Annotated in this window: 14 protein-coding genes; 1 reads left to right on the top strand and 13 read right to left on the bottom strand. The window is 40.1% G+C overall.

The features are described from left to right. Nucleotides 1-310: 310 nt before the first annotated feature. The 9 genes from PCY08_RS04210 to PCY08_RS04170 all read right to left on the bottom strand — a co-directional run bounded on the left by PCY08_RS04210 (nucleotide 311) and on the right by PCY08_RS04170 (nucleotide 14,333). Nucleotides 311-6,604, bottom strand: coding sequence for an SIALI-17 repeat-containing surface protein (locus PCY08_RS04210; protein WP_301559514.1), 6,294 nt, complete (start codon nucleotides 6,602-6,604; stop codon nucleotides 311-313). A gap of 322 nt (nucleotides 6,605-6,926) precedes the next feature. Continuing rightward, complete coding sequence (locus tag PCY08_RS04205; protein WP_301559513.1) at nucleotides 6,927-7,811, bottom strand: ROK family protein; 885 nt, start codon at nucleotides 7,809-7,811, stop codon at nucleotides 6,927-6,929. Between the two features lie 15 nt (nucleotides 7,812-7,826). Continuing rightward, complete coding sequence (locus tag PCY08_RS04200) at nucleotides 7,827-8,744, bottom strand: dihydrodipicolinate synthase family protein (protein WP_301559512.1); 918 nt, start codon at nucleotides 8,742-8,744, stop codon at nucleotides 7,827-7,829. A 164-nt stretch (nucleotides 8,745-8,908) separates the two neighbouring features. After that, entirely contained in the window at nucleotides 8,909-9,559 is a 651-nt protein-coding gene (locus PCY08_RS04195; protein ID WP_301559511.1) for a YesL family protein, read from the bottom strand. 20 nt (nucleotides 9,560-9,579) lie between these two features. Next, complete coding sequence (locus tag PCY08_RS04190) at nucleotides 9,580-10,032, bottom strand: YhcH/YjgK/YiaL family protein (RefSeq protein ID WP_301559561.1); 453 nt, start codon at nucleotides 10,030-10,032, stop codon at nucleotides 9,580-9,582. A 200-nt stretch (nucleotides 10,033-10,232) separates the two neighbouring features. Continuing rightward, complete coding sequence (locus tag PCY08_RS04185) at nucleotides 10,233-11,075, bottom strand: carbohydrate ABC transporter permease (RefSeq protein ID WP_001183246.1); 843 nt, start codon at nucleotides 11,073-11,075, stop codon at nucleotides 10,233-10,235. Between the two features lie 15 nt (nucleotides 11,076-11,090). After that, the gene (locus PCY08_RS04180) at nucleotides 11,091-11,957 is read right to left on the bottom strand and encodes a carbohydrate ABC transporter permease (protein ID WP_075227343.1); all 867 of its coding nucleotides are present in this window, start codon (nucleotides 11,955-11,957) and stop codon (nucleotides 11,091-11,093) included. A gap of 233 nt (nucleotides 11,958-12,190) precedes the next feature. Continuing rightward, entirely contained in the window at nucleotides 12,191-13,516 is a 1,326-nt protein-coding gene (locus tag PCY08_RS04175) for an ABC transporter substrate-binding protein (protein WP_049502843.1), read from the bottom strand. A 118-nt stretch (nucleotides 13,517-13,634) separates the two neighbouring features. Further along, the gene (locus tag PCY08_RS04170; RefSeq protein ID WP_001135656.1) at nucleotides 13,635-14,333 is read right to left on the bottom strand and encodes an N-acetylmannosamine-6-phosphate 2-epimerase; all 699 of its coding nucleotides are present in this window, start codon (nucleotides 14,331-14,333) and stop codon (nucleotides 13,635-13,637) included. Nucleotides 14,334-14,588: 255 nt separating this feature from the next. Here PCY08_RS04170 and PCY08_RS04165 point away from each other — a divergent pair, with 255 nt between their 5' ends. Continuing rightward, entirely contained in the window at nucleotides 14,589-15,443 is an 855-nt protein-coding gene (locus PCY08_RS04165) for a hypothetical protein (RefSeq protein ID WP_070460768.1), read from the top strand. A gap of 77 nt (nucleotides 15,444-15,520) precedes the next feature. Here PCY08_RS04165 and PCY08_RS04160 read toward each other — a convergent pair whose 3' ends face one another. From PCY08_RS04160 to PCY08_RS04145, 4 genes are all read right to left on the bottom strand, one after another. Further along, nucleotides 15,521-18,790 carry an SIALI-17 repeat-containing surface protein gene (locus PCY08_RS04160; RefSeq protein WP_301559510.1) on the bottom strand — a complete coding sequence of 1,090 codons (3,270 nt, stop codon included), beginning with the start codon at nucleotides 18,788-18,790 and terminating at the stop codon, nucleotides 15,521-15,523. Between the two features lie 623 nt (nucleotides 18,791-19,413). Beyond that, nucleotides 19,414-23,568, bottom strand: coding sequence for an SIALI-17 repeat-containing surface protein (locus PCY08_RS04155; RefSeq protein WP_301559509.1), 4,155 nt, complete (start codon nucleotides 23,566-23,568; stop codon nucleotides 19,414-19,416). 371 nt (nucleotides 23,569-23,939) lie between these two features. Continuing rightward, nucleotides 23,940-24,923: an acetylxylan esterase gene (locus tag PCY08_RS04150; protein ID WP_301559508.1), complete on the bottom strand. Its 984-nt coding sequence runs from the start codon at nucleotides 24,921-24,923 to the stop codon at nucleotides 23,940-23,942. A 437-nt stretch (nucleotides 24,924-25,360) separates the two neighbouring features. Next, nucleotides 25,361-26,287, bottom strand: coding sequence for an ATP-binding cassette domain-containing protein (locus PCY08_RS04145; RefSeq protein WP_301559507.1), 927 nt, complete (start codon nucleotides 26,285-26,287; stop codon nucleotides 25,361-25,363). Between the last annotated feature and the right edge of the window lie 5 nt (nucleotides 26,288-26,292).

Below are 26,292 nucleotides of genomic sequence, written 5' to 3'. Positions count from 1 at the left end.
GTGCTTTGAGTAGCCTGCGGCTAGCTTCCTAGTTTGTTCTTTGATTTTCATTGAGTATTAGTTTGCTCAAGTCCTATAACTGATGACTTATACACATAGAACTCTACACCTGATTCTTGATATAAAAAAGCGAACAAGACGGAATTCTGACTCTCAGAAAACTCATTTTGTTCGCTTTTTATAATTGAGATTAGTTATTGGTTTCAATCTCTAAAGTTTGGACAGTTATTACAGCAGTTTCTTTAATATTCTGCAATAATTTCCACAAAATCTATACTTCCTCAACAGTATTTCTTGAGTTTGACAGATTCTATTCGTCTTCTTTTTTCTTTCCCATTGCAGCTAAACCAAGAAGTGCTCCTACAGCTCCCAAGCTTGCGAGAGTAGCCGTTTCTTTAGCGCCTGTTTCAGGGAGACCATTTTGACGATTTGCAGGTGCTTGATAAGTCTTATCTTGTGATATAGCTTGAACCACATGTGACTGCTCATCCTTGTGTGTAGTGACTTCATGGTTAGTTGCTTCAGAACCATTTACACCTTCAGCAAATTCAGGTACTTGATGAATAGGTGCTTGTCCACCAGGAACTCCTCCTTCAAAGTTTGGAACTCTGTGGACAGTTGCTTCAGAGCCATTCACACTACCGGTAAACTCTGGTACTTCATGGATAGCTGCTTCCAAACCATTTACACCACCAGTAAACTCTGGTACTTCATGGATAGCTGCTTCCAAACCATTTACACCACCAGTAAACTCTGGTACTTCATGGATAGCTGCTTCCAAACCATTTACGCCACCTGTAAACTCTGGCACTTCATGGATAGCTGCCTCTGTTTTGCCTGATTCTTCTTTCTTAGTTCCGACTAGCACAATCTCATCTTGCGCCACTTCAACAACTTCACGCAATTTTTCAGTACGGCTTCCATCTGGTGCTACTTCTGTTAAGATACGTTCCTTGCCTGCGCGACCTACCTGAGTTACGCGAGTTTCACCTTCTGGAAGAGTTGGATCTTCTCGTTTAACAGTCTTGAAGTTGAGAGCTTCTTCTACTACCTCAAGGCTTGGTTGACTAAAGCTCAATTCTTTAACACCTTCAGTCGGAAGATTTGAATGTTTTACTTCCTCTTTCGGAGTCGCTTGAAGTTGGTTGATAGAAGTTAAAGCTGCTTGCAAGGCTTTGTCTACCGCATCCTGAGTCTTGGCTGCTTCGATCGCTGCGATGGCTTGCTCTGATAACTCGACTAGTTTCTTCTTAGCTTCTTTATCGCTACCTAATTCCTTAGTCTTGTTTTGAATAGCCTCTGCCAAGCTTGCCATTGCCTTATCGTAGTCAATCTTAGGCTCTTCTGGTTGGGCTGGTTCCTCTTTCGGAGTCGCTTGAAGCTGGTTGATAGAAGTTAGAGCTGCTTGCAAGGCTTGGTCTACTGCATCTTGAGTTTTGGCTGCTTCGATTGCTGCGATAGCTTGTTCTGACAACTCAACTAGTTTCTTCTTAGCTTCCTTATCATCACCTAGTTCCTTGGTCTTGTTTTGAATAGCCTCTGCCAAGCTTGCCATTGCCTTATCGTAGTCAATCTTAGGCTCTTCTGGTTGGGCTGGTTCCTCTGGTTTTGGTTCCTCTTTTGGAGTCGCTTGAAGCTGGTTGATAGAAGTTAGAGCTGCTTGCAAGGCTTTGTCTACCGCATCCTGAGTCTTAGCTGCCTCAATAGCAGTAAGAGCTTGCTCTGATAACTCAACTAGTTTCTTCTTAGCTTCCTTATCATCACCTAGTTCCTTGCTCTTGTTTTGGATGGCCTCTGCCAGACTTGCCATAGCCTTATCATAGTTTGGCTCTTCTGGTTGGGCTGGTGTTTCTTCGACACCGTAGTTTTCTTCCTTATCAAGGATCGTTTGTAAGGCTGCAGCTGTTTTGAGAACTTCTTGTGCATTTGCAGAACTTGCTGAAAGTTGTTCTGATAATTTGTCCAAGTTTGACTTAAAGGCTTGACGCGCCTCTGGAGTATTTTTCAAACTTGTTTGGTCAAATTTAACCAACTCATCCTTCCAATTCTTCATAGCTTGGATCAACTCTTCTTTGGTATAAAGAGCGCTACCTTCACCACGAGTGATGAACTGGTCAACTTGGATACCAATGTTTCTCGTAATATCATTACGTTTTGGATCCAATTGCAAGGTTACAGCATGCCATCCTTCTTCAAGTCCTGTTAAACGAACGAGAGTCTGATCACCTTGACGTGTGGCAGCTGTACCACTGAAGTACTTCTTACCGTTGTATTCAGACGCATTACCTAGACCATCTTGATACTCGACTCTTCTACCATCTAACGTCACCTTGTAGATACCATGACCTGGGTCTACAAAACCTTTAATTTCGAGACCTGTACCGTAGAAGTAGGCTGTTACGCTAGCATTTTTCTTCTGCTCATCCGTTAAACGACCAAATGACGCCCAAGATTCAGTGTTTTGGTATTTACCTGATGAATTGGTTTCATGGTGCCAACCTGGGCTATAGTCAAGTTGACTGGCCTGATCATCATGACTGACTTGATCTTTTTGAAGCAATTCAGCTTTCATCACTCGAATCGTTGCTTCTGAAGCAAAGCCAAGCAAAGCTTCATCTGAAGCACTCGTCATTTTCACTTTGAAGTCAAAGATAGAGTCAGCTTGCTCCGTAAAGTCAATTGTCGGAATGGTCAACGTTTTTTCTGTTTCCCCTTCTTGGAAGGTCAAATCAGCTGTTGTATCCTTGTAAACCTTACCGTGAACCCCTGTTCCTGGTTCAGTCACGACATGGACTGTTGCAGCTCCTTTGCTACCACCAACACGTTTAATGGTTACAGTAACTGGTTGGCCTTTTTGAACTTCATAGGTAGTTTTTTTCAACTCAAACATACCTTTACCAGCATTATTGAGCGTGTAGATACCTTCAGTTGCAATAGCTTTGCCAGTTTTGTTGACGAGTTTGATGGTGTGTTCACCTGGAGCCAAGTCATCTGTTTCATAAACCATCTGGCTACGTTTACGAGCCGCATTATTAGTCTGTACATCTGCAACCTTTTGACCATCCACATAAACTGACATTTCTCCGTGATTTGGATCCACTGTAGATACGACATAAGCCTTAGTTCCATTGAAGCGGTAGGTTACGCTAGCATCTTTTTGATTGGTCCACATGGATGTTCCACGAACGCCTTCAGATTCGTCATACCAGGTTGTATTTGCTTTATCAGCTGTTGTATTTGAATGGTAATCCAAGCCTAGAGGATAGCCATCTGTTTTTTCGATACTACTTGGTGTCTTATAAACAGAGAAGTTTGTCAAAATAGGAGTTGCTTGTGAATTCGTGATAGTCACACGAATCTTTTGTGCTTCCACAGGTTGACCTTGGACGAGACGACGATAACCAACAGTCGAACCTTCTCCATATGGAACCCAGCGACCATTGAGCTCAACTTCAACCTTAAATCCAGAGATACGTTGACCTTTAGCAATATCTTCTTTGAGTTCGACTACGTCAAAGCGTCTCTTTTGACCGAGATCCACAGTGAATTCACCTGTCTTGGCATCATTTGACAATGCCCAACTAGTATCATCCTTACCATCGGTTAGGTTGCTTGCTTGGTACAAGTGATTCTTACGAGTAGAGCTTGCAGTTACAGTTGCGCCTTTAGCGAAGTCAGTCGCATACATTTGATCCAAGGTTGCTCGGAATTCTTGCAAGCGAGCGACGTCTGCGTCTGCGAACTTACCTTCTTTATTTGGTGGAATGTTGAGTAGAAGTGGCGTTCCACGACCAACAGACTTGAAGTAAATATCCATCAAATCTTTGATTGATTTTGGTTGTTGATTGTCATGGTAGAACCAACCTGAACGAATAGAAACGTCTGCTTCACCGACAGAGTACATATCCCCTTCTGGGTCTCCATGGTTAAGATATTCATTCTTCACATCGTCAGTGATCTTAGCTTTCTTAACCTTATGCCAAACGGGATCTCCAGCGATACCACGTTCATTACCGATCCAACGGACACTTGTTGGTTGAGCAGAGAAGATAGCGATATCTCCTTCAGCTTCCTTGATGTACTTGAACCATTCGTCAAAGGTGTAGGTTACTTTTTGAGCTCCGCTACCACGCGCACCGTCCATCCAAACTTCGATAAATTTACCATTATTTCCGTATTTTGGATTGCCAAGGATTTCTTTCAGTTGGTTGAGGTAGTATTCGTTGTACTCTTTTTCAGTTGAAACATGATATTTAGGGTTATTGGCGTCCCATGGCGATAGGTAAACACCCATATTCATGTCATATTTCGTTGCTGATTTAGAGATTTCTTCGAGAAGGTCACCCTTACCGTCTTTCCATGGACTTGCAGCTACCGTATGGTCTGTGTATTTAGATGGATAAATCACAAAACCGTCGTGGTGTTTGACAACCATGATTGTTCGTTTGAACCCAGCATCCTTCAAAGTCTTAATCCACTGGTCTGTATCAAGGTTTGTTGGATTAAAGTTTTGAGGATTTTCTCTACCATTTCCCCACTCAGAGTTAGTGTAGGTATTCATACCATAGTGGATGAAGGCAGCTAATTCTTCTTTATGGTAGTCCAATTGAGCCTTGCTTGGAAGTGGTCCATAGTTTCCAATTTCTGTTTCTTCGTCTTTTGGATCCACTACTGGAGTTGCAGGAGTTACTGGTTTTGGATCTTCAATTTTTTCGTATTCAAAAATAACTTGGTTCACTCCTTTATGTTGGATTGTTGCTTCTTGGCTTGCGTTGACTGCACGGTAGCCTGCAATTTCTTTGGCTTGGAATCTATGAACAAAGGAAACTTCATATTCTTTACCATCGTTATTATCCACAGTCGCAGTTGCTAATTCTTGGTCGGTACCTTTCAAACGATAATGAACGTCAAAGGAACCTTTATTGACCTTATAAACAACCTTGATAACGCGAGTTCCCGCAGGAGCCTTGCTCACAACGCTATAATCATCTTCCCAAGCGTCTTTTAGTTGCTTGTTGACAGCTTTGCCGTCAATCGATACAATCTCATATTTTTCTTTATTCTTCTTGAAGAAGTCAGTCTTTTCAATTTCTGTTTTATAGTTATAGTCGAACTGAGTTCCAACTTCTGTCTTTTCAACAAAAGTATCGTTTTCTTTGACTGGATTATCATTTTGGTCTAGGTGTTCGACAACAACTCGTCCATAGTCAACACCTTCAAGGAGAGTTGCTACACCACTTTCATCGAAGGAATATTTGTTTTCACCGATAACAGCTGTCTTATTTCGAAGCATTTCTCCCTCTGGAGTGAAGTAATAACGATTGCCGTTATCGCCTTGATACCAACCTTTGACACCGTACTTGTCAATGATTTCTTTGACCCATGCCAATTGTTCTGGCGAGAGGACAAGCCCTCCTCCAAAGCGATCTTTTTCAGCAATGTTTGCATTATCGACAGTTCCACGTTGGTGAATCCCAATGACCTTACCGTCACCATTGATAATTCCACCACCAGAAAGACCAGAAACAGAAGTCAAACGATAAGTGACACCAACTGTTCCCTTATCATCATACTTTTCAGTACCTTTAACAACACCGTCCGCCTTATACAATTGACCTGGAACAATTGGTTCCTTCAATTCTGGAGATGTTGAATCAGTAGGGTAACCGATGGTGCTAACAGGTTCCCCAGCTTTGTATTCTCGATGTTCTGCTAAAGGAGTAAAGGTAGCTGCCTTATTTGGACTTGCAATTGAAAGTGGAACTGGAGCTACAACCAAGGCTAGGTCATTCTTATAGCCTTCACCGAATTTTTCTTTATTCCAGAAATGAATATCTTTTTCCTTGAACAAAACAGTATTTCCTGAGCTTGGCAAAGAATTATTCTTAGCAGTATTTGAACCTACATTGTAATAGAACTTAGCCGTATCACCACCACGGATAGAACCCGCATTAGTATCCGCATCCTTGACCAAGAAGTTGTGGGCCACTGTCAAGATGACATTTGGAGCAACAAAGATACCTGAACCTGAGTTAAGGTATCGCTGACTACCGCCATTTGCCAGAGGTGAGCTAAAGATTGAATAAACCATAGTAGCAGATGTAGCTGGTTGACCTTCATAATTGATATGCTTAAGGTCTTGTCCGCCATTGATAATAGCTCTATTTTCTTTTTCGCCTTCAGATGGAGCTGCTTCTGTAGGTTTCAAAATGCTCTTAGTCTCTACTTGTGGGCTATCTTTTTCTGATACAATAGCTGCAGTATCCACTTTTTTCACTGGTGTATCAGGATAAGCACGATCAGGGATTTCTTCAGGGAGTATATCGCCAGCCACTTCAGCAGTCTTTCCTTCCTCTGCTACTTTCTCGATAGCAGGTTCTGTTTTTTCAGTTACTTCTTCTTTAACTGCTTCTTCTTTTTCATGATCTACATCTGCCACTTCTTTTGCTTGACTATCTACTTCAAGTTTTGGTTCCGTCACAAGTTCACTAGCCGCAACATTACCAGATGCAAAAAAAGCAAGACCGACTGCTACAGAAGCAACACCAACAGTCAGTTTACGAATACTAAATATTCGACCTTTTTCTAAAAAATATTGTTTCATCAAATACTCCTAATCTTCTAGAGCAGTCAGCTACTGCCCGAGCCCAGTGTTATCTGGCGACAATTTTTGTTTGATCTCCTAGCTTAAAATTCTTTCTCTGAGCTATTTATTTTGAGTAAATATAAGGTTATAGAAATCGCTTACATTTCCAAAAAATAAAATAATGCTTCCATTAGCAAGAATTTTTCTAGAGTTTTCGCATTATTATAAATATACTATGTTATATTAAAAAATGCAAGGGTTTTCAAAGTTTTAACTAGATTTTTACTAAATGATTATTTTACTGTTTATGACTAAAAAATCCTAAATTGGCAAGGCCAACTTAGGATTGTTTTGTTTTGAAGTGATAGTATGCACCAAGCATACCTGCAGTATTTTGATGATGCGCAAATTCTAATCTTGTTTTTTCCGCTAGACTTGGAACAAGCGCATTTTTTAGAGCTTTACGAATTTTTGGTTTCAAAATCGCTTCCTGCCCCATAATACCACCACCTAGTATAACAACCTCAGGATTGGCAACATAACAAATGTTAGCAAGACCTTTCCCAAGATAGTCTACCATACGGTCAATTCCCTCCATACAGAGTTTATTACCTTCAGTAGCTTCCTTGAAGATTCTGCGACCATTCCAATGGTCCACTTCCTCATCATGAGCCTTGGCTACATACTCAACCAAGGCAGTTGTAGAAGCTAAATCTTGGAAAGCCCCATCTTGCATATGCATATAGCCAACTTCACAGGCAGAATTACTAAATCCATGGAAAATCTGGCCGTCAATGATTAAGCAACCGCCGATACCTGTTCCGATGGTCAAACATAGCGTTATTCCTGCACCTTTTCCAGATCCAGAAACCGCTTCTGCTAGCCCTGCGCAGTTGACATCATTCTCAATTTCACAAGGAATGTTAAAGCTTTCTTCAATTTCCTTTTTAAATTGAGTTCCTGCATAGTTTGGAATTTGTGGACCAGCATAGAAAATCTCACCCTTATCAGGATCAACCATTCCCGCAGAGGAAATGGCTACACCTGACACTGGTCCTTTTTCTAGATAGCTAGCGACGATATCTTTTGTCTTTTGTAAGATGTGTGGACCACCCTTATGCGCCTCAGTCGCTACTTCGTGAGACTCTACAAGTTGTCCATCCTGATCAATTAAACCATATTTGATATTAGTTCCACCAACATCAATTGCAACGTAATTAGTCATAAAGCCTCCTATTGATTAGAGGAAACGCTCCTTAGTTTCACGAATCAATGCCGCAGCTGCTTCTACAACTGGACGATCTTCTTCGGTCACTGGTGTAAGTGGAGAACGAACTGATCCGATATTAAGTCCTTCATTGATTTTCAAGACTTCTTTGATAACGCCGTACATATTCCCATGAGCTGCAGTCAATTTACCGATGATAGCGTTGATAGCATATTGCAATTCACGCGCTGTTTCTAGGTCTTTATCTGCAATCAATTGGTTGAGTTTCAAGAAGAGTTCTGGCATAGCGCCATAAGTACCACCGATACCAGCTTTTGCACCCATGAGACGTCCACCTAAGAATTGTTCGTCTGGACCATTAAAGACGATATGATCATCACCACCAAGACTAACAAAAGTTTGGATATCTTGAACTGGCATTGAAGAATTTTTAACACCAATGACACGTGGGTTTTTCAACATTTCTGTGTAAAGACTTGGAGTCAAGGCAACACCTGCCAATTGAGGAATGTTGTAGATAACATAGTCTGTATTTGGTGCTGCTGCACTGATGTCGTTCCAGTATTTAGCAACTGAGTACTCAGGCAAACGGAAGTAAATTGGTGGGATTGTTGCAATAGCATCTACCCCCAAGCTTTCAGCATGGCGAGCAAGTTCCATACTGTCTTTAGTATTGTTGCAAGCCACATGAGCAATGATGGTCAATTTACCTTTAGCAACTGCCATGACTTCTTCCAAGATCAATTTGCGGTCTTCTACACTTTGGTAGATACATTCACCTGAAGAACCGTTGACATAAAGTCCTTGAACACCTTTATCAATAAAATATTGCACCAAGGCACGAGTACGTTCTGGGCTTACTTCGCCCGCATCATCATAACATGCGTAGAAGGCAGGAATGACACCTTCATATTTTTTTAAATCTGACATAGATTTCTCCTAAGATTTCTTATTATCTGCTCTGAGCAGATGATTTTTTACTATTTTAGTATACACCTTGTAAAAAGCGCTTTCAATACATCTAGACCACTTAGATTTTAATTTCTATTCATCTTCCATAGCTTTTCATGTTTGAAAGTAGTTTCATATCATTTTCAATCTGCTTGATATTTAGCAAACAATTTTTCCATTAATCCAGCTTGGCAAAAGGCAAGAAGGCCAAAGCCAAAAAGTAGAAATGCTGAACCACCAAGCACTAGAGTGAAGCCTGATAGATAGAGAAGCATCATGATTAATAAAATAATTGCAAGCATCAAGAAGAACCAAACGAAATTAAAACTTACCAAAAGTAAGCCCTTTTGGAGCACTTCTTTCCAAGTTAATTCATAGCGTGCAGCAATTGGATAGCTAGCCAACATAACTAGGGTTAAAAATATCAGAATTCCCAAGCAAATAGCTTTAATGAGCTGAAAGCCTAGGCTGGTTTGCCCCCAGAATAGTGATAAGTCAACAACGCTAATCAGAAAAATTCCTAGTTCCAACAAACCTAACTGGAGACCTAATTTCAAATTTTGCTTAAAGGCTCTCATATAAGTTTTAAAAACAGGAACACGTCGACTACTCTTAACTTCAAAGATTGTCTGATAGAGACTGATTTTCGCTACTCCGATCGTCACAATTGGCAAACAAGACACAACAAAGAGTAGATTAACCGTCACAATATCTAAAACTTTCTCGCAAAAACGCATCAGAAAGTTATCCGTATCGAATGCCGCTTTTATCAATCCAGATCCTTTATGTGCCATTGTTTGCTCCTCCTAACTGACTAATCGATTAAAATTTTAAATAAGTATTTGCGAACTTTATCTTCCATACCTGCATAGCCATTAGGCTGATGAGGTTCACCTGGGAAAAAGACTGCAAAATTGTGATAACCCAATAAAAGTGGGTATTGTTCATGACAATGAACAAAGCCGATATCACTAGCTTCGTCAAAGGCTACAGCCTCGTCTTTTACACGAGAACCGTAACTAGAATACTCATGTCCTTCAACTAACAAATGCAAATCTGCATAGTTTTTATGATGCTCAAAGCGATCATTTTCATCTTGGTTGAGAACATTTTCCTGTACAACTAGAAAGACTTTATCTCCATCAATCTCGTATTTGCCTAATTCAAAACTATCTTTACGATGCTCATAGAGATAATCAATAGCCTTATCGAGATTTGGATGAATTCCCTTGTAAAAGCTAATGTTTTTTAAATCATCAAAAATCATAGTAATTTCCTTTACCTGATTGTTACCTTCAGACATACAATGTCTAGCCAGTAAGTTTATAAGTGTCTATCAAAACTTCATGAAGTAAGCAACTCCTCTCCATTTTGTAGACACTTATATATCCTGTATTCTCTTAGTCTATCAACTATACTGCTGCATACTGATAAACAGTTTGTACGATATTCAATTTTCGCAGAGTACTATCCTTTGACAGCTCCCATAGTAATCCCTTGAGTGAAGGATTTTTGGAAGACAAGGAAGACTGTTACGATTGGCACAGCTGCAAGGGCAGCCCCTGCCATGATCAAACCATAGTTAGTTGCCATCTCGGCTTGCATAGTCGCAACCCCAAGTGAGATGGTCAAGTTTTGACGTGAAGTCAACATTACCAATTGCATGAAGTAGTCATTCCAAGTATTGATGAAGGTAAAGATTGCAAGAGCTGCAAATCCTGGTTTCACAATAGGGAAGGCTACGCTCCAGAATGTACGAATCTCACCGCATCCATCGATTTTAGCAGATTCGAGCAATTCTGTAGGAATGTTTTCACTGAACTGTTTCATAAGGAAGACCCCGAATGGCCATCCGATTAAAGGCAAGATAACTGCCCAAAGAGTATCATGGATTCCCATGAAGTTGACGATACGTACCAATGGTACAAGGACAACTTGTTTTGGAAGAGCCATGGCAGCGATAAAGATTGCAAAGAGAATGCGTTGACCATAGAAACGTTTCTTTGCCAATACATAACCTGCTAGTGAAGAGGTTGCACAAACCAAGAACATGGTTACTAAAGAAATGAACACTGAGTTCCACATCCATTGCAAGGCTGGGTTTTGCACCATCAATTGTTGGAAGTTCTCCATTGTTGGAGCTTTAGGGAACCATTGTGGTGGAATCATAATGGTATCCGGTTGTGATTTGAATGCACCTGTCAAGATCCAGTAGAATGGGAAGATAAACAGTACAGTCAACAAGAGCAAAATGATTGTTGAAATAACAGTAAAGGCTGTTAATGGTTTCTTTTGTTGTGTAGGTTGCATAGCTGTCTCCTTTCCTTAGTATTCTACATCGTTTCCGAGGATCTTGAATTGAGCGAAGCTGACAAGGGCAATCATAACTGCCAAGAATACACCAATAGTATTGGCATAGCCATATTCAGTCAATTGGAAGGCTTTTTCGTAGAGGTAGTACATAAGTGTACTTGTTGAGTAGTTTGGACCACCAGATGTCAACAATTGAATCAAGGCGAAACATTGGAATGAGTTGATGGTTGTGATGATTGCGATATAGAGAGTTGTTGGAAGGAGGCTTGGCCATTTAATCTTCCAGAATACTTGGAACTCAGTCGCACCGTCAACACGAGCCGCCTCTACAAGTGAGTTATCAATATTACCCATTGCAGCGATGTAAAGAATGATTGGTTGACCAACTGATGTTGTCAAAAGGATAATCATAATCGCCATCAAAGCCCAGTTTTTATCTCCCAACCAAGAAATGTTTTGGCTGATGATGTGGCTTGACTTAAGCACGAAGTTCAAAATACCTGATAGTGGATCGTAGATCCATTTCCATACTACTGTTACGGCAACACTACCTGTTACTACAGGAAGGAAGAAGACGAAACGGTAGAAAGATCTAGCGATGGCATTTTGTTGGTAAGTTTGTGATGCTACAAAGAGCGAGAAGAGTACAACGACTGGTACAGACCCGATAACCAAGATTACGGTATTAATCAAAGATTTTGTAAAGACAGGGTCTTTAAACATACGGATGTAGTTGTCCAAGCCCACAAACTCAAAGCTAGTCATCGAATAGTTGAAGAAACTAGTGATGAAGCCCATGATCATTGGAGCTAAAACGAAGACGGTAAAGAAGATTAATACTGGTGCTAGGAATGCGTAGGAAATAATAGTTTCCCGCATGCGAATTTTATTGATTTTCACAGTCGGCACCTCACTTTCACATAGTTTTATTTTTTTGACTGTTATCTGACCCTGATCTAAAATCAAAATGAAATTTTTCTAAGATTCGTCAATGTAAAAACTTCATTTTAATTTTGACCTGTCAGTTGCTTCTATTTCAAACAAAAGTCCCCCTTTTCATACACAGATATGCTCAGGGAAAAGGGGGGAACTCAGTTTTTATTTAGGGCTTATTATTTAGCTGCTTTTTTGATTGTTTCATTCGCTTTTTCAGTGAATGCTTTCAATGCTGCAGCAGGTTGTTCGTCACCATTTGATACAGCTTGCAACATTGGGAACCAAAGTGTTCTCATTTCAGCAAATCCGTCGATTGTGTTGTAATATGGTGAGTAGTATTGAGTCCAGCTACCGATTGTTTCCATACGTTTGTCATCATAAAGTTTTCCAAATGAAGTACGAACTGGGAATGCACCTGTACGAACTACGTCTTTAGGACCCCATTCTTTGTCATCTGCGATGAATTGGATGAATTTCTTAGCTGCTGCGACTTTCTTTTCGTCTTTGTTGTTAAATACTGCAAATCCGTTTACAAGGTATTCAAGAGCTGGTTTACCTGAATCAGATGGGAATGGTACTTCTACCACTTCAACTTTACTTGATTCCAAAAGTTTAGCTTGGATACCATTTTGAGCTGGTGCCCAAAGGATTGTGTAAGAAGTTTGACCGTTTGCAAAGTTTTGGATGTCTGCTCCACCGTCAAATTGTGAACCATTGTTCAACAAACCGTCTTTGATCCAGCTAGATGCTTTTTCAAGACCTTTAACGAATTTAGGATCGTCAGTTGTATATTTAGTTACTTCTTTATCAGTTACAGATCCGCCATAAAGGTTAGCGATGAAGGCACGTGTTCCTTGGTCTCCCCCTTGACCTGAGCTGAACAATGAGCCTGGTGTGTAGCCTTTATCTTTAAGCGCTTTCAAAACTTTTTCAAAGTCATCAGTTGTCCAACCTTCTTTTACAAGGTTTGCAACTCCTGCATCTTCCAACATTTTCTTGTTCATAGCCATGTAGAATGGTGCAGAACTGATTGGATACATGTAAGCTTTATCACCAGCTTTACTTGCTTGGATGATGTTTTCGTTGTTGACATCTTTCACAAATTCGTCTGTAAAGAGGTCGTTCAACTCAGCCAATTTACCATTTTTACCGTATTGGATGATACGTCCTGGTGCGTCAAAGAGAACGTCTGGCGCAGTTCCTGCTTCGATTGCTGTTGTGATTTTTTCTGGACCAGATTTGAAGTCGATTGTTTCTAGTTTAACTTTAACATCTGGATTTGCTTTTTCGAAAGCTTCGATGATAGATTTTTCATAAGTTCCTACACCATCGCCAGTTTTTTCTTGAGTAAAGACTGGGAATGCCCACCAAGTGATTTCAGTTTTTCCACTGTCACTACCAGAGCTAGCAGCATCTTTGTTTGCATCTGATTTGCCACAAGCAGCAAGAGATAGAACCGCAGCACCCGCAAGTACTGTACAAGCTAGTTTTTTAAATTTCATTTGTATTCTCCTAAATGATGATAAGCGTATCCGAATCGGATAATGAGCAATGTCGACTTTGTATACGTTTTCATTTTTTCCTACTAATCAACCACTCTCCTCGTTTTTTTATATTGTGTTATTTAAGACCCGCAACAAATCGTTCCGTAATCTCTTTTGGTCTAGTAATAGCGCCACCAACTACGATACCTCGCACTCCGTAACCTAGGATTTGCTTAGCTTGTTCTGGTGTGTGAATTTTTCCTTCAGCGATGACGTCCACCCCTGCATCACAGAGTTTCTTGATGAGTTCAAAGTCTGGGCCATCCACTTTTGGACTGTAAGAAGTGTAACCTGATAAGGTTGTTCCGACAAAGTCAATTCCCGCTTCAACTGCTGTTAGACCTTCCTCAAAGGTACTTGTATCAGCCATCAAGAGTTGATTTGGATATTTTTCTTTGATCTGACGGATAAATTCTTGGATCTCCAAGCCATCATGACGTTCACGTTTGGTACAGTCAAGAGCAATGACTTCGATGTCAAGAGCTGCTAGTTCATCCACCTCTCTCATAGTCGCTGTGATGAATGGTTCCTGTGGTGGATAATCACGTTTAATAATTCCGATAATCGGAAGTTTAGTGACCTCTTTAATTTCCTTGATATCTCGAACACTGTTTGCTCGGATACCGACTGCGCCACCTTGTTCAGCTGCTTTCACCAACAAGGGGATAACTCCTCCCGCTTCTGTATAGAGCGGTTCATGAGGAAGTGCCTGACAAGAAACGATGATTCCATCTTTGATTTGTTCAATCAAGGCTTCTTTACTAATTTGTGGCATCTACTTTCCTCCTTTTCTTTTCCTTTGTGTTTATGTGACTATTATAGCTTATTATTAAAGCGCTTTCAATAACTTGTGCTAGAATAGATTGGAGTTTCAAAACAATTTTATGCAACAGTTTCTTCTGAAAGTAGTTTCAGGGACCTTGTGATTTGAATATTCTATAGGGATTTATTATACCGATTGAATCACTCTATCTTTTTTTACAAAAAAGTGTATAATAAAATCAATTATAATGATTGGAAGTGATTTATAATGGATGAACTAAAAAAAGTTATTATAGATTTAATTGGCAACGACGCTGTGGATTCTTTCCTCCAACAATTTCCTAACTATTTTGCAAATATACAAAATAATCCCTATTTTTTAAATATAGCTACAGGATTGATTGTCAACGCTATTTGGCAAGCTTTTCAAAATAAAAATGGTGATTTTAAGGTTAACGATGTAATTTTAGAGGAAAAAATTGTTCACAAAAAAGACGTAGTAGCTTCAATACCTCTAGGAAATTATGCATCACTTCCAAAGGGGAATCACACTTTTCCATATTTTGCTTTTTCAGAAATAGGTAATCTTCAATTCACTACAAATCAAAACACAAAATTGAAAAATGTGAAATTAATTTATTCAATAGATGATCAACTTGAAAACACCGATAACATTGAAAATTTGACTAATATACTTAAATTTGAAAAATTAAAGAAAAAAAGTAAGAAAAATGAAAAAATTTTTCGTTCCGATTGCCCACTAGTATTCTCGTCTGAAAATGAATTTCGAATAAAAAATTTTCTTGTCTGCGTAGATGCAGGAAAAAAAGGCTATGATTGTTTTGTCATTCAAACATTTCAGGCAGCACTACTCGAATATTTCGTATCATGTAAAATTAATTCCAATTTAGAGTGTGAAAATTTCGGAGTTATATTCCCTGTAGATCCATTAAAGAATAGATTCAAAATGCAACATAGAATTATACGATTAAATAATTTGGATTCACTGGTAGATGATTTTATCATTGAGGGGAATGCCTACAAAACTGGAATACATACGGTTCATTTTAAAAATTTTGTAAAATTTTTTTACGACGCATATAACTTTCAAAAATATGAATAATTTAAAAAGAGGTAGTGTGATTTTATTCCCATTACCTCTTTCTATTTTTATAAAGTCAAATGATTAGAATTATTTTCTCAATCTTCTTTTCTCTTCCCCAAAGCAAACATACCAAAGAGCATCCCCACAAGCCCTACTGATGTAAGGACAGTGGCATCTTCACTTCCTGTCTTAGGAAGAACATCTTGACGAACTGCAGGTGCTTGATAGGTCTTATCCTGTGCCATAGCCTGAGATACAATAGACTGCTGACCTTTGTGATCTGGATCTTTATGGCCTGCTCCTTCTGAACCTTTGGTACCAGCTGTAAATCCTGGTTTTTCTGTTAGCGTTGGTGCGACGTCATTCTTCACACTGCCCGTGAATGCTGGGACTTCATGAACAGCTGGTTCTAGACCATTGACACCACCCTCAAATCCTAGGTTTTCAGGAGTTACAGGACTATCAGCGCTTACTCCGCCTGTGAATTCTGGCACTTCATGCACAGTAGCTTCACTACCATTGACTCCGCCTGTGAATTCTGGTAATTCATGCACAGCAGCTTCTACACCATTCACACCACCTGTGAATTCTGGTAATTCATGAACAGCAGCTTCTACACCATTAACACCACCTGTAAATTCTGGAACTTCGTGAACAGCAGCTTCACTACCGTTGGCAGCTCCAGGAATACCTGCTCCTTCAAGACTCACTGGAAGATTGTGCATACTCTCGATTGTTCCAGAAGCAAGTCCAGTTATTTCTTGACCAAGATCTGACTTGTCTATTGTAAATAGCAAAGTCTTAGTATCATACTGGGTCATGAAGTTTACTTTTTTACCATTTGCCAACTGAAGTGTTGGGACTTTGTTAACCAAAACTTCTGAATCAAATTCTACTGCAAGAATTCCCGGCCATTTTTCAATAACATTTTTAACTTTGGCTTCTTTAGGAGAAATTCTTTCCTTCGTTAAGAAATCCCAGTTGAATTTCTTGAAGGATAGAGTATAAGGATTGCCGCCAGCTTCATGATGTTCATACAAGAGACCAAATTCTTTTGGTCCGATCTGTTGAAGTGAGTTATAGGCATATTCCCCTTCTTGAATCAAATGATGATGCAGCCAAGTCAACTCGCCATCTTCTTCTACGCGAGCCACTCGAATGTAACCATTCTTACGACCCGGGCCATTGGCATTTGCTAGAAGGATATACTCCTTACCATCTTGAACCGTATGAGTCGCTGCCATTTGAACATAGACATCTGGTACATCATAGCGTGCTACATAGTTGTCCCATGTAATACCACCATCATTACTTGTCGCAACTTGCAAATCACCAGTCAAACCACGCATAAAGAGTTTCAACTGACCATTGTTCAGCTGAACAACAGAAGATTCCGTATTTTGAGCGTAGTAATTGTTCATGATACTTGAATCAACTACTGTACCATCATAAAGTGTACGGTTATCATTGACACCGCCACCCATATGCCAAGTCTTACCATGATCATCTGAGTAGATGATACGAGATGATTGAGATCCATTGAGGTGGTTTGTTCTATTCGTCGTATAGACAGGAACGACAATACGACCTTTATGAGGTCCATTCTGGAGGGTAATGCCCACTCCAGGTCCCACACCTAAGAATTTCATCCAATCAGCTTTGATCATTGGAGTAATATCTTGTGGTGCAGACCAAGTCTTACCGTCATCATCACTGTAAGACATCCATAGGTAGCTATCTTTAGCAATTCTAAATGGAGAGGTTTTATTGCTTGTAAAATAGATATTCCCTAGTAGCTGCTCACCTTGATAAAGGTCGCCTTTATCGCTATAAGCAGGCTTAACAGGATTTACAACAACACGGTAATCCGTTGCCTGACCATCTGGTGTGTAGACAACACCATTTTCACGAATGGTATAGGCTCCATTTTCTCCTTCACGGTAGAGAATTTGGTAGGTTTTCCCATCAATTTCTTTATAGGCTTCCTCTTTTTCAGCTGACATCCCAAAGATACCTTTTCCTTCTGGGAACATATCATAGACTGAAAAGATGCGTTTGGTTTCAGTATCTTGGGCTAAAACCATATCGATATTTACTGGTGAACCAACAGATGGATCAGTAGCTTTAGGATTGTCGCGTAGATTCGTAAGTGTGATACGATCGCCCCATGTTTGACCCTGATCTTCACTTCGTTTGACGACCATACCGATATCGCCCCAGTCATAGTGGTGCAAACGACGTTCATCAGCTCCAGCAATCAAAGTTCCCTTGTCAGTCTTAAGGAGGGCTGGAATACGATAGTTATTAATACCATCTGGATTTGACTGCCCATTTTTACCAGCTTCAAAAACATCCTTTTTATCTGTTATCTCAGCTCCTTCTGGAAGCTTTTTCTCTAATTCGGATCTTTCAAAGAGGTAGCTACGATTTTGAACTTCTTCTGGATTCAAGGCACGATCATAAACAGTTAGATTACGAACTTGTAAACCTGCCCCCCAAACCATACTTCCTGCACGATTTGTGGTACCAATTTGCATATGATTCACATCAGGCATATCTTTGATAAAGCGTCCTGATTTCTTACTTGTTCGTGATAAGACTCCGTTTACATAGAGACGAACTTGCCCATCTGGAGAATCTGCACTTGGTCTTTCAACTGTAAAGGTTACTGAGTTCCACTGACCTGGTTTGACTGTTAATGGTGCGTCTGTGTATCTATCATAAAATTGGTCGCCGTTTTGATCGCGGCCCTCAATCAAGGCAACGTTGTTGTAAACAGCCATGGTGAAATATTCATTTCGAACCGTATCACTTGAGACTGAGAAAAGGTTGTAAAATGCTGGCGCAGAAGCATCTGGTTTGAACTCCATATGAATGGTCGCATTTTGAAGTTGTTTCAGTTTGCCCAATTGCTCTGTCAGATCAATTCTATTGCTATTTGCAGCATTAGTCTCTACATCTTCCTTTTCAAGAACAGTATTGACATTTTCCAACTCTCTAGCATAGTAATCACGTGGAAGCGCAGCTGGATCTTTTTCGGTTTCTCTAGTTGCTTCTGCCGTTTCTGCTGTTGCAGTTGTTTCTGCCGTTGCAGTTGTCTCTGTTCCAGTATGTGCTTCTGTAGATGCATGTGTGACTGTATCTACCCCATTAGACTCTGTCGCAGTCTTTTCAGTATCTACTGCTTTTTCTGCCTGATCCTTCTCTACTCCTAGTTCTGTCGTTTCCTTATTGGTAGTTGTTGATTCTTGTGCTAATACCGGCGATGCACCAAAAACAACTGCTCCAATCACTACTGAAGCGGCTCCTACTGTAAATTTGCGAATTCCGTATCGTTGTTTTCTATCCAACTGATTATGCTTCATCTTTCTTCCTTTCATTTTCAAAAATAAAGCGCTTTCTTTTTTGCTTAAAATTTTTAGCCATCTGACTAACTAACAAAAATTACTTTTTCACGAATGGTTACACTCGCTCTTTCAAATTTTCTCTCACTTAACGACCCATCGTTAACTAGAGTCTCCTACTCCTTTCAAATTTTATCTTATTCTCATTATATAATAAATTTCCCTATTTTAAGATAGATGAATATAGAACAGATTTCACTTTCAGTTTTTGAAACACAAACTCAGATATTTGAAACTACTTTCGGGTGCTTTAGATTTTTCTAACATAAAATTGCTTCATTTGGTCTAATCGTATTTTTAATGAATTTTATCTCAAACTTATACTCAATGAAAATCAAAGAGCAAACTAGGAAGCTAGCCGCAGGTTGCTCAAAACACCGTTTTGAGGTTGTGGATAGAACTGACGAAGTCAGTAACACATATACGGTAAGGCGAAGCTGACGTGGTTTGAATTTGATTTTCGAAGAGTATTAACTATTTGACTCCTGATTTATCTAGATCAAAAAGGCCGTAACTAGTTCTAGTCACGACCCTTTCTAATATAAGATCAAATTTCTCTATGAATTTCGTTGATTTTAACTATTTCATTGATCTTCTTTTTTCTTGCCCATGGCAAACATACCTAGGAGCATGCCTACAAGTCCTAGAGAGGCGAGAGGAGCAACAGCTTCACTTCCTGTTTCAGGAAGAAGTTGCTGACGAGCAGCAGGGGCTTGATAAGTTTTATCTTGTGCCATAGCTTGAACCACAATTGACTGTTCTCCCTTATACTCTGAGACCTCATGGATAGCAGCTTCAGCACTGTTTACACCACCTACATACGCTGGAACTTCTGTACTCGCAGCTTCTAGCCCATTAACACCGCCTGTGTACTCTGGAACTTCTAACTTAGCGGCCTCTACTCCATTAACACCACCTGTGTACTCTGGAACTTCTAACTTAGCAGATTCTACCGCATTGACACCGCCTGTATATTCTGGCACCTCTAACTGAGCGGCCTCTAATCCATTGACGCCACCTGTGTACTCTGGAACTTCTAACTTAGAAGATTCTACTGCATTGACGCCACTTGTGTACTCTGGAATTTCTAACTTAGCAGATTCTACTCCATTGACGCCACCTGTATACTCTGGCACCTCTAACTTAGCGGCCTCTAATCCATTAATGCCACCTGTGTACTCTGGGATTTCTAACTTAGCAGATTCTACTCCATTGACGCTACCTGTGTATTCTGGGACTTCTAACTTAGCGGATTCCAATCCATTGACGCTACCTGTGTACTCTGGGACTTCTAACTTAGCAGATTCTACTCCATTAACACCACCTGTATACTCTGGAACTTCTGCCTTAGCTCCTTCCTCACCATTGACGCCACCTGTGTATTCTGGAACTTCTAACTTAGTGGCCTCTACTCCATTAACACCACCTGTATATTCTGGAACCTCTAACTTAGCAGCCTCTAATCCATTCACGCCACCTGTGTACTCTGGGACTTCTAACTTAGCGGATTCTAATCCATTCACGCCACCTGTGTACTCTGGGGTTTCTGATGTAGCTGCTTCCTCACCATTGACGCCACCTTCAAAGGCTGGGACTTCTAATTTAGTTGCTTCCTCACCATTGACGCCACCTTCAAAGGCTGGAACTTCATGAACGTCAGACTCTCCTTTTGAGCTTTCTACTAGACTACCTTCTGGAACTTCATGGACCGCGGCTTCTTCACCGTTCACACCACCTTCAAAGGCTGTCACATTATGAACAGCTGCTTCCTCACCGTTGACGCCACCTTCAAATTCCGGAACTTCGTTAATAGTTCCTGGTGGATTTTCTTCAACCTCTATTTCTGGAACGTCATGAACAGCGGCTTCTTCACCGTTCACACCACCTTCAAAGGCTTGTACATCATGAACGGCTGCTTCCTCACCGTTGACACCACCATCAAAGGCTGGAGCCTCATGAACTTCACCTTCTTCACCATTGACTGCACCTGTAAATTCTGGAACTTCATGGATTTCTGCTTTTGCACCATTTTTCCCACCAGGGACTCCTGCACCTTCAAGACTTACAGGCAAATTATGCATGCTCTCAATTGCACCATCAATGATTTCTGTAATTTCTTGACCAATATCTTCCTTGTTAACTGCGAATAACAATGTTTTGGTATCGTATTGCGTCAAGAAAGTCGCAAAGTTCCCATTTGCCAATTTAAGAACTGGTGGTTGATTCACCAATACTTCAGAATCAAATTCTAGAGCAATGACATTTTTGCTCATCTCCACAGCATTTTTTACAGTTGCTTTTGTTGGAGCAATTCTATCCTTGCTTAAGAAATCCCAGTTGAATTTCTTATAAGACAAGGTGTATTCATTTTGAGTGGCAGTTGCATGCTCATAAAGCAAGCCAAATTCACCATTTCCAAGATCTTGCAATGAGTTATAGGCAAATTTGCCACTTTGAATTGGATTGTGCTTGAGCCAAGTTAGGTCTCCATTGGCTTCCACACGCGCTAAGTGCACCAGACCATTGTAACGTCCTGGCCCACCTGCATTACTGAGGATGATATATTCCTTACCATCTTGTACCGTATGAATGGCAGACATTTGAACGTAGACATCTTTGACATCTGAATAGCGTTTTACATCTTTTTCCCAAGTTGCTCCACCGTCTTTACTCGTTGCAACTTGCAAATCCCCTGTCAATCCACGCATGAAGAGTTTGAGATCCCCATTATTCAACTGAACAACAGTTGACTCAGTATTTTGAGCACCTGGATTATTCATAGTTGAAGAATGAATTGTTTGGTTGCCTACTGGACGGTTATCATTGACCGCTTCACCAGCGTGCCAAGTTTCACCATGGTCATCTGAGTAAATGACGCGTGAAGACTGAGAGCCACTTAGGTAGGATACGTTATTTGTAGTGTAGGCAGGGATAACAAGACGCCCTTTATGAGGTCCTGAATGTAAGGCAATACCTGTACCAGGTCCAGTACCTAAGAAGTGCATCCAGTCCTTACGAATGCCGTATGTAATATCTTTAGGTGCAGACCAAGTTTTTCCATCATCATCGCTATAAGACATCCAGAGATAGTTAGTGTTTGAAACTCTAAAGATATTCTTGTCGCTATAATCGAAGTAGACATTACCAATCAGTTCTTCACCCTTGTAAAGATCACCCTTATCACTATAAGCTGGTTTCTTAGGATCAACTACAACACGATATTCTGTCTTTCTATTTTCAGGGTCAAAGACTTCACCATTTTCACGTATTGTATAACGTCCCGCTTCACCTTTTTTGTATAGAACCTGATAAACCTTATCTCCAATTTGCTCATAGGCTTGTGGTGCTTTTCCTGGTAAATCTCTAACAGCTTCACCTTCTACGAACATATCAAAAATAGAGAAGATTCGCTTAGTTTTCGGATCTTGGACTAGGGCCATGTCAATGTTGACTGGTGATCCCGCATGAGCTCTTCTGGCATTCTCATTATCACGAGGATTTGAGATGACAATTCTATCTCCCCACGTTTTGCCCTTATCATCACTACGACGAATGACCATACCGATATCACCCCAGTCAGAGTGATGCAAACGACGTTCATCAGCTCCAGCAATCAAGGTTCCCTTATCAGTTTTCAGCAGGGCTGGAATGCGGTAGCTTGCGATACCATCTTTATTTGGCTTACGGTTCTCACCACCTTCAAAAACATCCAGTTTATCAGTAACTTCTGCTCCTTCAGGAAGTTTCTTCTCCAACTCTCCTCTTTCAAAAAGTTGGCTACGTTTTTTAACTTCTTCTTGAGAAAGAGCACGGTCATAAACAGTTAGATTACGGACTTTAAGATTAGCACCCCAGAAGTTTTTGCCTGTGCGTTTTGTTGTACCGATTTGTACATGGTTGGCATCTGGCATGTCTTGAATGAAACGACCAGACTGAGGACTTGTGCGCGACAAGACACCATTTACATAGACACGAACCTGACCTTTTGGTTGGTCAGCATTTGGTCTTTCAACTGTAAAGGTTACAGAGTTCCACTCACCTGGCTTAATCTTCAAAGGAGCAGTTTTATAATCACCATAGAATTGATTTCCATTTGCATCACGACCTTCAACGATAGCTGTGTTATCAAGGATAGCCATAGTGAAATACTCATTTACTTTGGTATCACTAGAAACTGAAAAGAGGTTGTAAAAACGTGGAGCAGATGCATCTGGCTTAAACTCCATATGGATGGTCGCATTTTGAAGTTTTTTAAGCTTGTCTAGCTCCTCCTTCATGTCAACTCTTTGACCGTTTGAAGGATTGGTTTCAACATCTTCCTTCTCTATTACAGCATTGGCATTTTCCAACTCTCTGGCATAAAAGTCACGGGGAATATTTCCAACTTCCTCGTCTTCACTCTCTGTAGCTGGAGTTTCGTTTGATGCTTCTGTTCCGGTTGGTTTTTCAGACCCTGGGTTTGCTTGCAACTCTTCACGGCTCACTTCTGTGCCCTTATCTGTTGCCGTTGCCAATTTTTCTGCGAGTTCCTTATCGAGATTCGTCAGATTTCCTGTCTCTACTTCCTTAGGCAATTCTGGTAAAGATTGCCCCGCTGTTTCACCATTCGTTGATGGTGCCTCTTGAGCCAAAACAGGGGCAGCACCAAAAACAACGGCTCCAATCACTACTGAAGCTGCTCCAACTGCAAATTTCCGAATCCCATATCTCTGTTTTCTATCAAAATCTCTCTGATTCATGTTTTCCCTTCCGTTATTTTTTTAAAAAATAAAGCGCTTTCTTTTTTGCTTAAAATTTTTAGCCACTCAGACTAGCTGCAAATAAGAAACTGTATTATTGAATGGAATTGCCATTCTTTGTAAATGAAATGCTGTTGCGCTTTTATAAATTCCAAGTTAAAAGATTCGCAACTAGCTATACTCCTTTCACTTTTTATCTTAATCATATTATATAATAAATATTCTAAATTTTAGACTTTATAATCTATAATAGATTCTACTTTCAAAGATATTTAGCAGTTTCAAACTACCTGAAACTACTTTCTCATTATCTGGGGCACATAAAGAAAAGCCTGTAGTTCATTCGAAACTACAGAGCCTTTTTTCAATTTTTAGTGACCAAGATAGGTAAAGGGGATCTCACTACCACACAACCAGTTGTAAACTTGATCATTGACATGAACATTCATGGCTTCATGAGCATATTCAGGCATGATACGATAACTCTTTTCACCAGTCAAACGGTTGTAAATAGCAAACTGAGTGATTGGATAGCAGACATCGTCATCAAGTCCAGTAATCATCCGAACTTCCCCCTTAATACGATGGGCAAGATTTTTTACATCGATATAGCTAAGTGTTTCCATAATCTGCTCTTCTGTCTCATGGAATGGATCATGGAACTTAAAGTAACGAAAGAGCTCATCATAGGCTTCGCTAGTATTTCCAATCTCTATCACTCGTCTAAAGTCTGACAAGAATGGATAAATAGCTACGGTTCGCTTAATCCGTGGATTTAACCCCGCAGCCACCAGAGCCAGCGCTCCTCCTTGAGAAGCTCCATAGCTTGCTAATTGGCCTTCATCCACTTGTGGGAAGCTAGCTACAATCTCAACTAATTGATAAATATCAAGATAAACATCCTTATAGAAGAGTTGCTCTTTTCCTTCTACTGCACCACGAATGATTTGACCCTTAACTGTATTTCCGAGAGGCGAGCGTAACCCATCTTGTGAGTAACCAGATTGACCACGGACATCCATAGATACAACACCATAACCAGCGACTGTAAAGGCCAACATATCTGTCCAATCCCAACAACGTCCCATATATCCATGGAAGTGAAAAATAACTGGTACTTTATGTTCAGATTTTGGTAAGACCACACGTGCATAAACAAGACCATCACGTGTACCTTTAAATGTTAACTCATAGCACTTCACGTTTGGAATACGAAATTCACGTTCCTCTAGTTGGTAATCTGGTAAGACTGAAACCTTCTCTATTTCCCCATCCCAAAAATCGTCAAAGTCTTGCGGAACTTCATCTCGCCCTCTGTAAGTTTTCATTTCTTCTATTAGTGCTGGATTTCTCATAAAACCCTCCTTAATTTTGTAACCGTTACCATAACTCTAGCACATAAAGGAAGGCAATGCAAGACTGATATTTTAAATAGAAAGTGATTTTAATTTTGAAGATTCATAAAAGCTTATCTGAAAGTAGTTTTATCCATTCCATTCTGTATACATTCAATACACTTTCAAAGAATAACAGCTTCTTTTCTCTCTCCTCCAAGAGTCATTGAAGACTAGTCTTATACTCAAATCCAAACTAGGTCAGCTTTATCTGCAACCTCAATGCCGTGCTTTGAACAACCTGCGGCTAGCTTCCTAGTTTGCTCTTTGATTTTCATTGAGTATTAGCATGTTTTCGGGTATATAGTTGTCTATCTTTAATCTAATGTTTTTTTACAAAAATAAAAAAGCTTCATAACCTTAATAGAATTGTTCTACCAAGATTACAAAACTCTTTCTTATTTCAAATCTTTTTTATAGCGTTCCAACTCTGCTTGGTTTGCCCAAACATAGTGACCTGGACGAATTTCTACCATAGAAGGTTTATCAGTTTCATAGTCATGTTGATCTGGATCATAGACTTTCAAAACTTTTTTACGTTCCAAGATTGGGTCTGGAATAGGAACAGCTGATAGAAGTGCTTGCGTGTATGGATGAACTGGATTGTTAAACAATTCTTCAGTCTCAGCCACTTCAACAATAACACCCTTATAAATTACCGCGATACGATCAGAGATGAAACGAACTACTGACAAATCGTGGGCGATAAAGAGATAAGTCAAGCCTAATTCCTTTTGGAATTTCTTGAGCAAGTTCAAAACTTGGGCACGTACTGAAACGTCCAAGGCTGAAATCGGCTCATCCGCAATTACGAAGTCAGGTTGCATAACCAAGGCACGGGCAATCCCGATACGTTGACGTTGTCCACCTGAAAACTCATGTGGGTAACGTGTCAAGTGTTCAGCTAAAAGTCCCACTTCACGAATGATATTTTGAACTTTTTCTTTTCTTTCTTCTTCATCTTTAAATAAATGGTGGTTATAAAGACCTTCAGAAATGATATAGTCAACCGTTGCACGTTCATTCAAACTTGCAGCAGGGTCCTGGAAAATCATTTGGATACGACGGATTAATTCCGAAGCTTGTTCACGTGATTTTTTACCATTAATTTTTTTACCTTCAAAGATGATATCACCTTTGCTGGTATCATTAAGACCGATAATAGCACGACCAATTGTTGTCTTACCACTACCAGACTCTCCAACAAGTGAGAAAGTTTCTCCTTTGTTGATAAAGAAGTTCGCATTTTTAACAGCGACAAACTTTTTGCTTCCTTCACCGAAGGAAATTTCTAAGTCTTTAATTTCTACTAATTTTTCAGACATTTCCT

Source organism: Streptococcus sp. SO4 (assembly GCF_030440055.1).
Classification (GTDB): Bacteria; Bacillota; Bacilli; order Lactobacillales; family Streptococcaceae; genus Streptococcus; species Streptococcus nidrosiense.
Note: the sequence above shows the minus strand (reverse complement) of the source record. Positions and strands in the feature narration are given on the sequence as shown.

Bases quoted from the DNA above. Each gene is read 5' to 3' on its own strand.
- PCY08_RS04210 (WP_301559514.1), bottom strand. From the start codon at position 6,604: ATGAAACAATATTTTTTAGAAAAAGGTCGAATATTTAGTATTCGTAAA.
- PCY08_RS04205 (WP_301559513.1), bottom strand. From the start codon at position 7,811: ATGACTAATTACGTTGCAATTGATGTTGGTGGAACTAATATCAAATAT.
- PCY08_RS04200 (WP_301559512.1), bottom strand. From the start codon at position 8,744: ATGTCAGATTTAAAAAAATATGAAGGTGTCATTCCTGCCTTCTACGCA.
- PCY08_RS04195 (WP_301559511.1), bottom strand. From the start codon at position 9,559: ATGGCACATAAAGGATCTGGATTGATAAAAGCGGCATTCGATACGGAT.
- PCY08_RS04190 (WP_301559561.1), bottom strand. From the start codon at position 10,032: ATGATTTTTGATGATTTAAAAAACATTAGCTTTTACAAGGGAATTCAT.
- PCY08_RS04185 (WP_001183246.1), bottom strand. From the start codon at position 11,075: ATGCAACCTACACAACAAAAGAAACCATTAACAGCCTTTACTGTTATT.
- PCY08_RS04180 (WP_075227343.1), bottom strand. From the start codon at position 11,957: ATGCGGGAAACTATTATTTCCTACGCATTCCTAGCACCAGTATTAATC.
- PCY08_RS04175 (WP_049502843.1), bottom strand. From the start codon at position 13,516: ATGAAATTTAAAAAACTAGCTTGTACAGTACTTGCGGGTGCTGCGGTT.
- PCY08_RS04170 (WP_001135656.1), bottom strand. From the start codon at position 14,333: ATGCCACAAATTAGTAAAGAAGCCTTGATTGAACAAATCAAAGATGGA.
- PCY08_RS04165 (WP_070460768.1), top strand. From the start codon at position 14,589: ATGGATGAACTAAAAAAAGTTATTATAGATTTAATTGGCAACGACGCT.
- PCY08_RS04160 (WP_301559510.1), bottom strand. From the start codon at position 18,790: ATGAAGCATAATCAGTTGGATAGAAAACAACGATACGGAATTCGCAAA.
- PCY08_RS04155 (WP_301559509.1), bottom strand. From the start codon at position 23,568: ATGAATCAGAGAGATTTTGATAGAAAACAGAGATATGGGATTCGGAAA.
- PCY08_RS04150 (WP_301559508.1), bottom strand. From the start codon at position 24,923: ATGAGAAATCCAGCACTAATAGAAGAAATGAAAACTTACAGAGGGCGA.
- PCY08_RS04145 (WP_301559507.1), bottom strand. From the start codon at position 26,287: ATGTCTGAAAAATTAGTAGAAATTAAAGACTTAGAAATTTCCTTCGGT.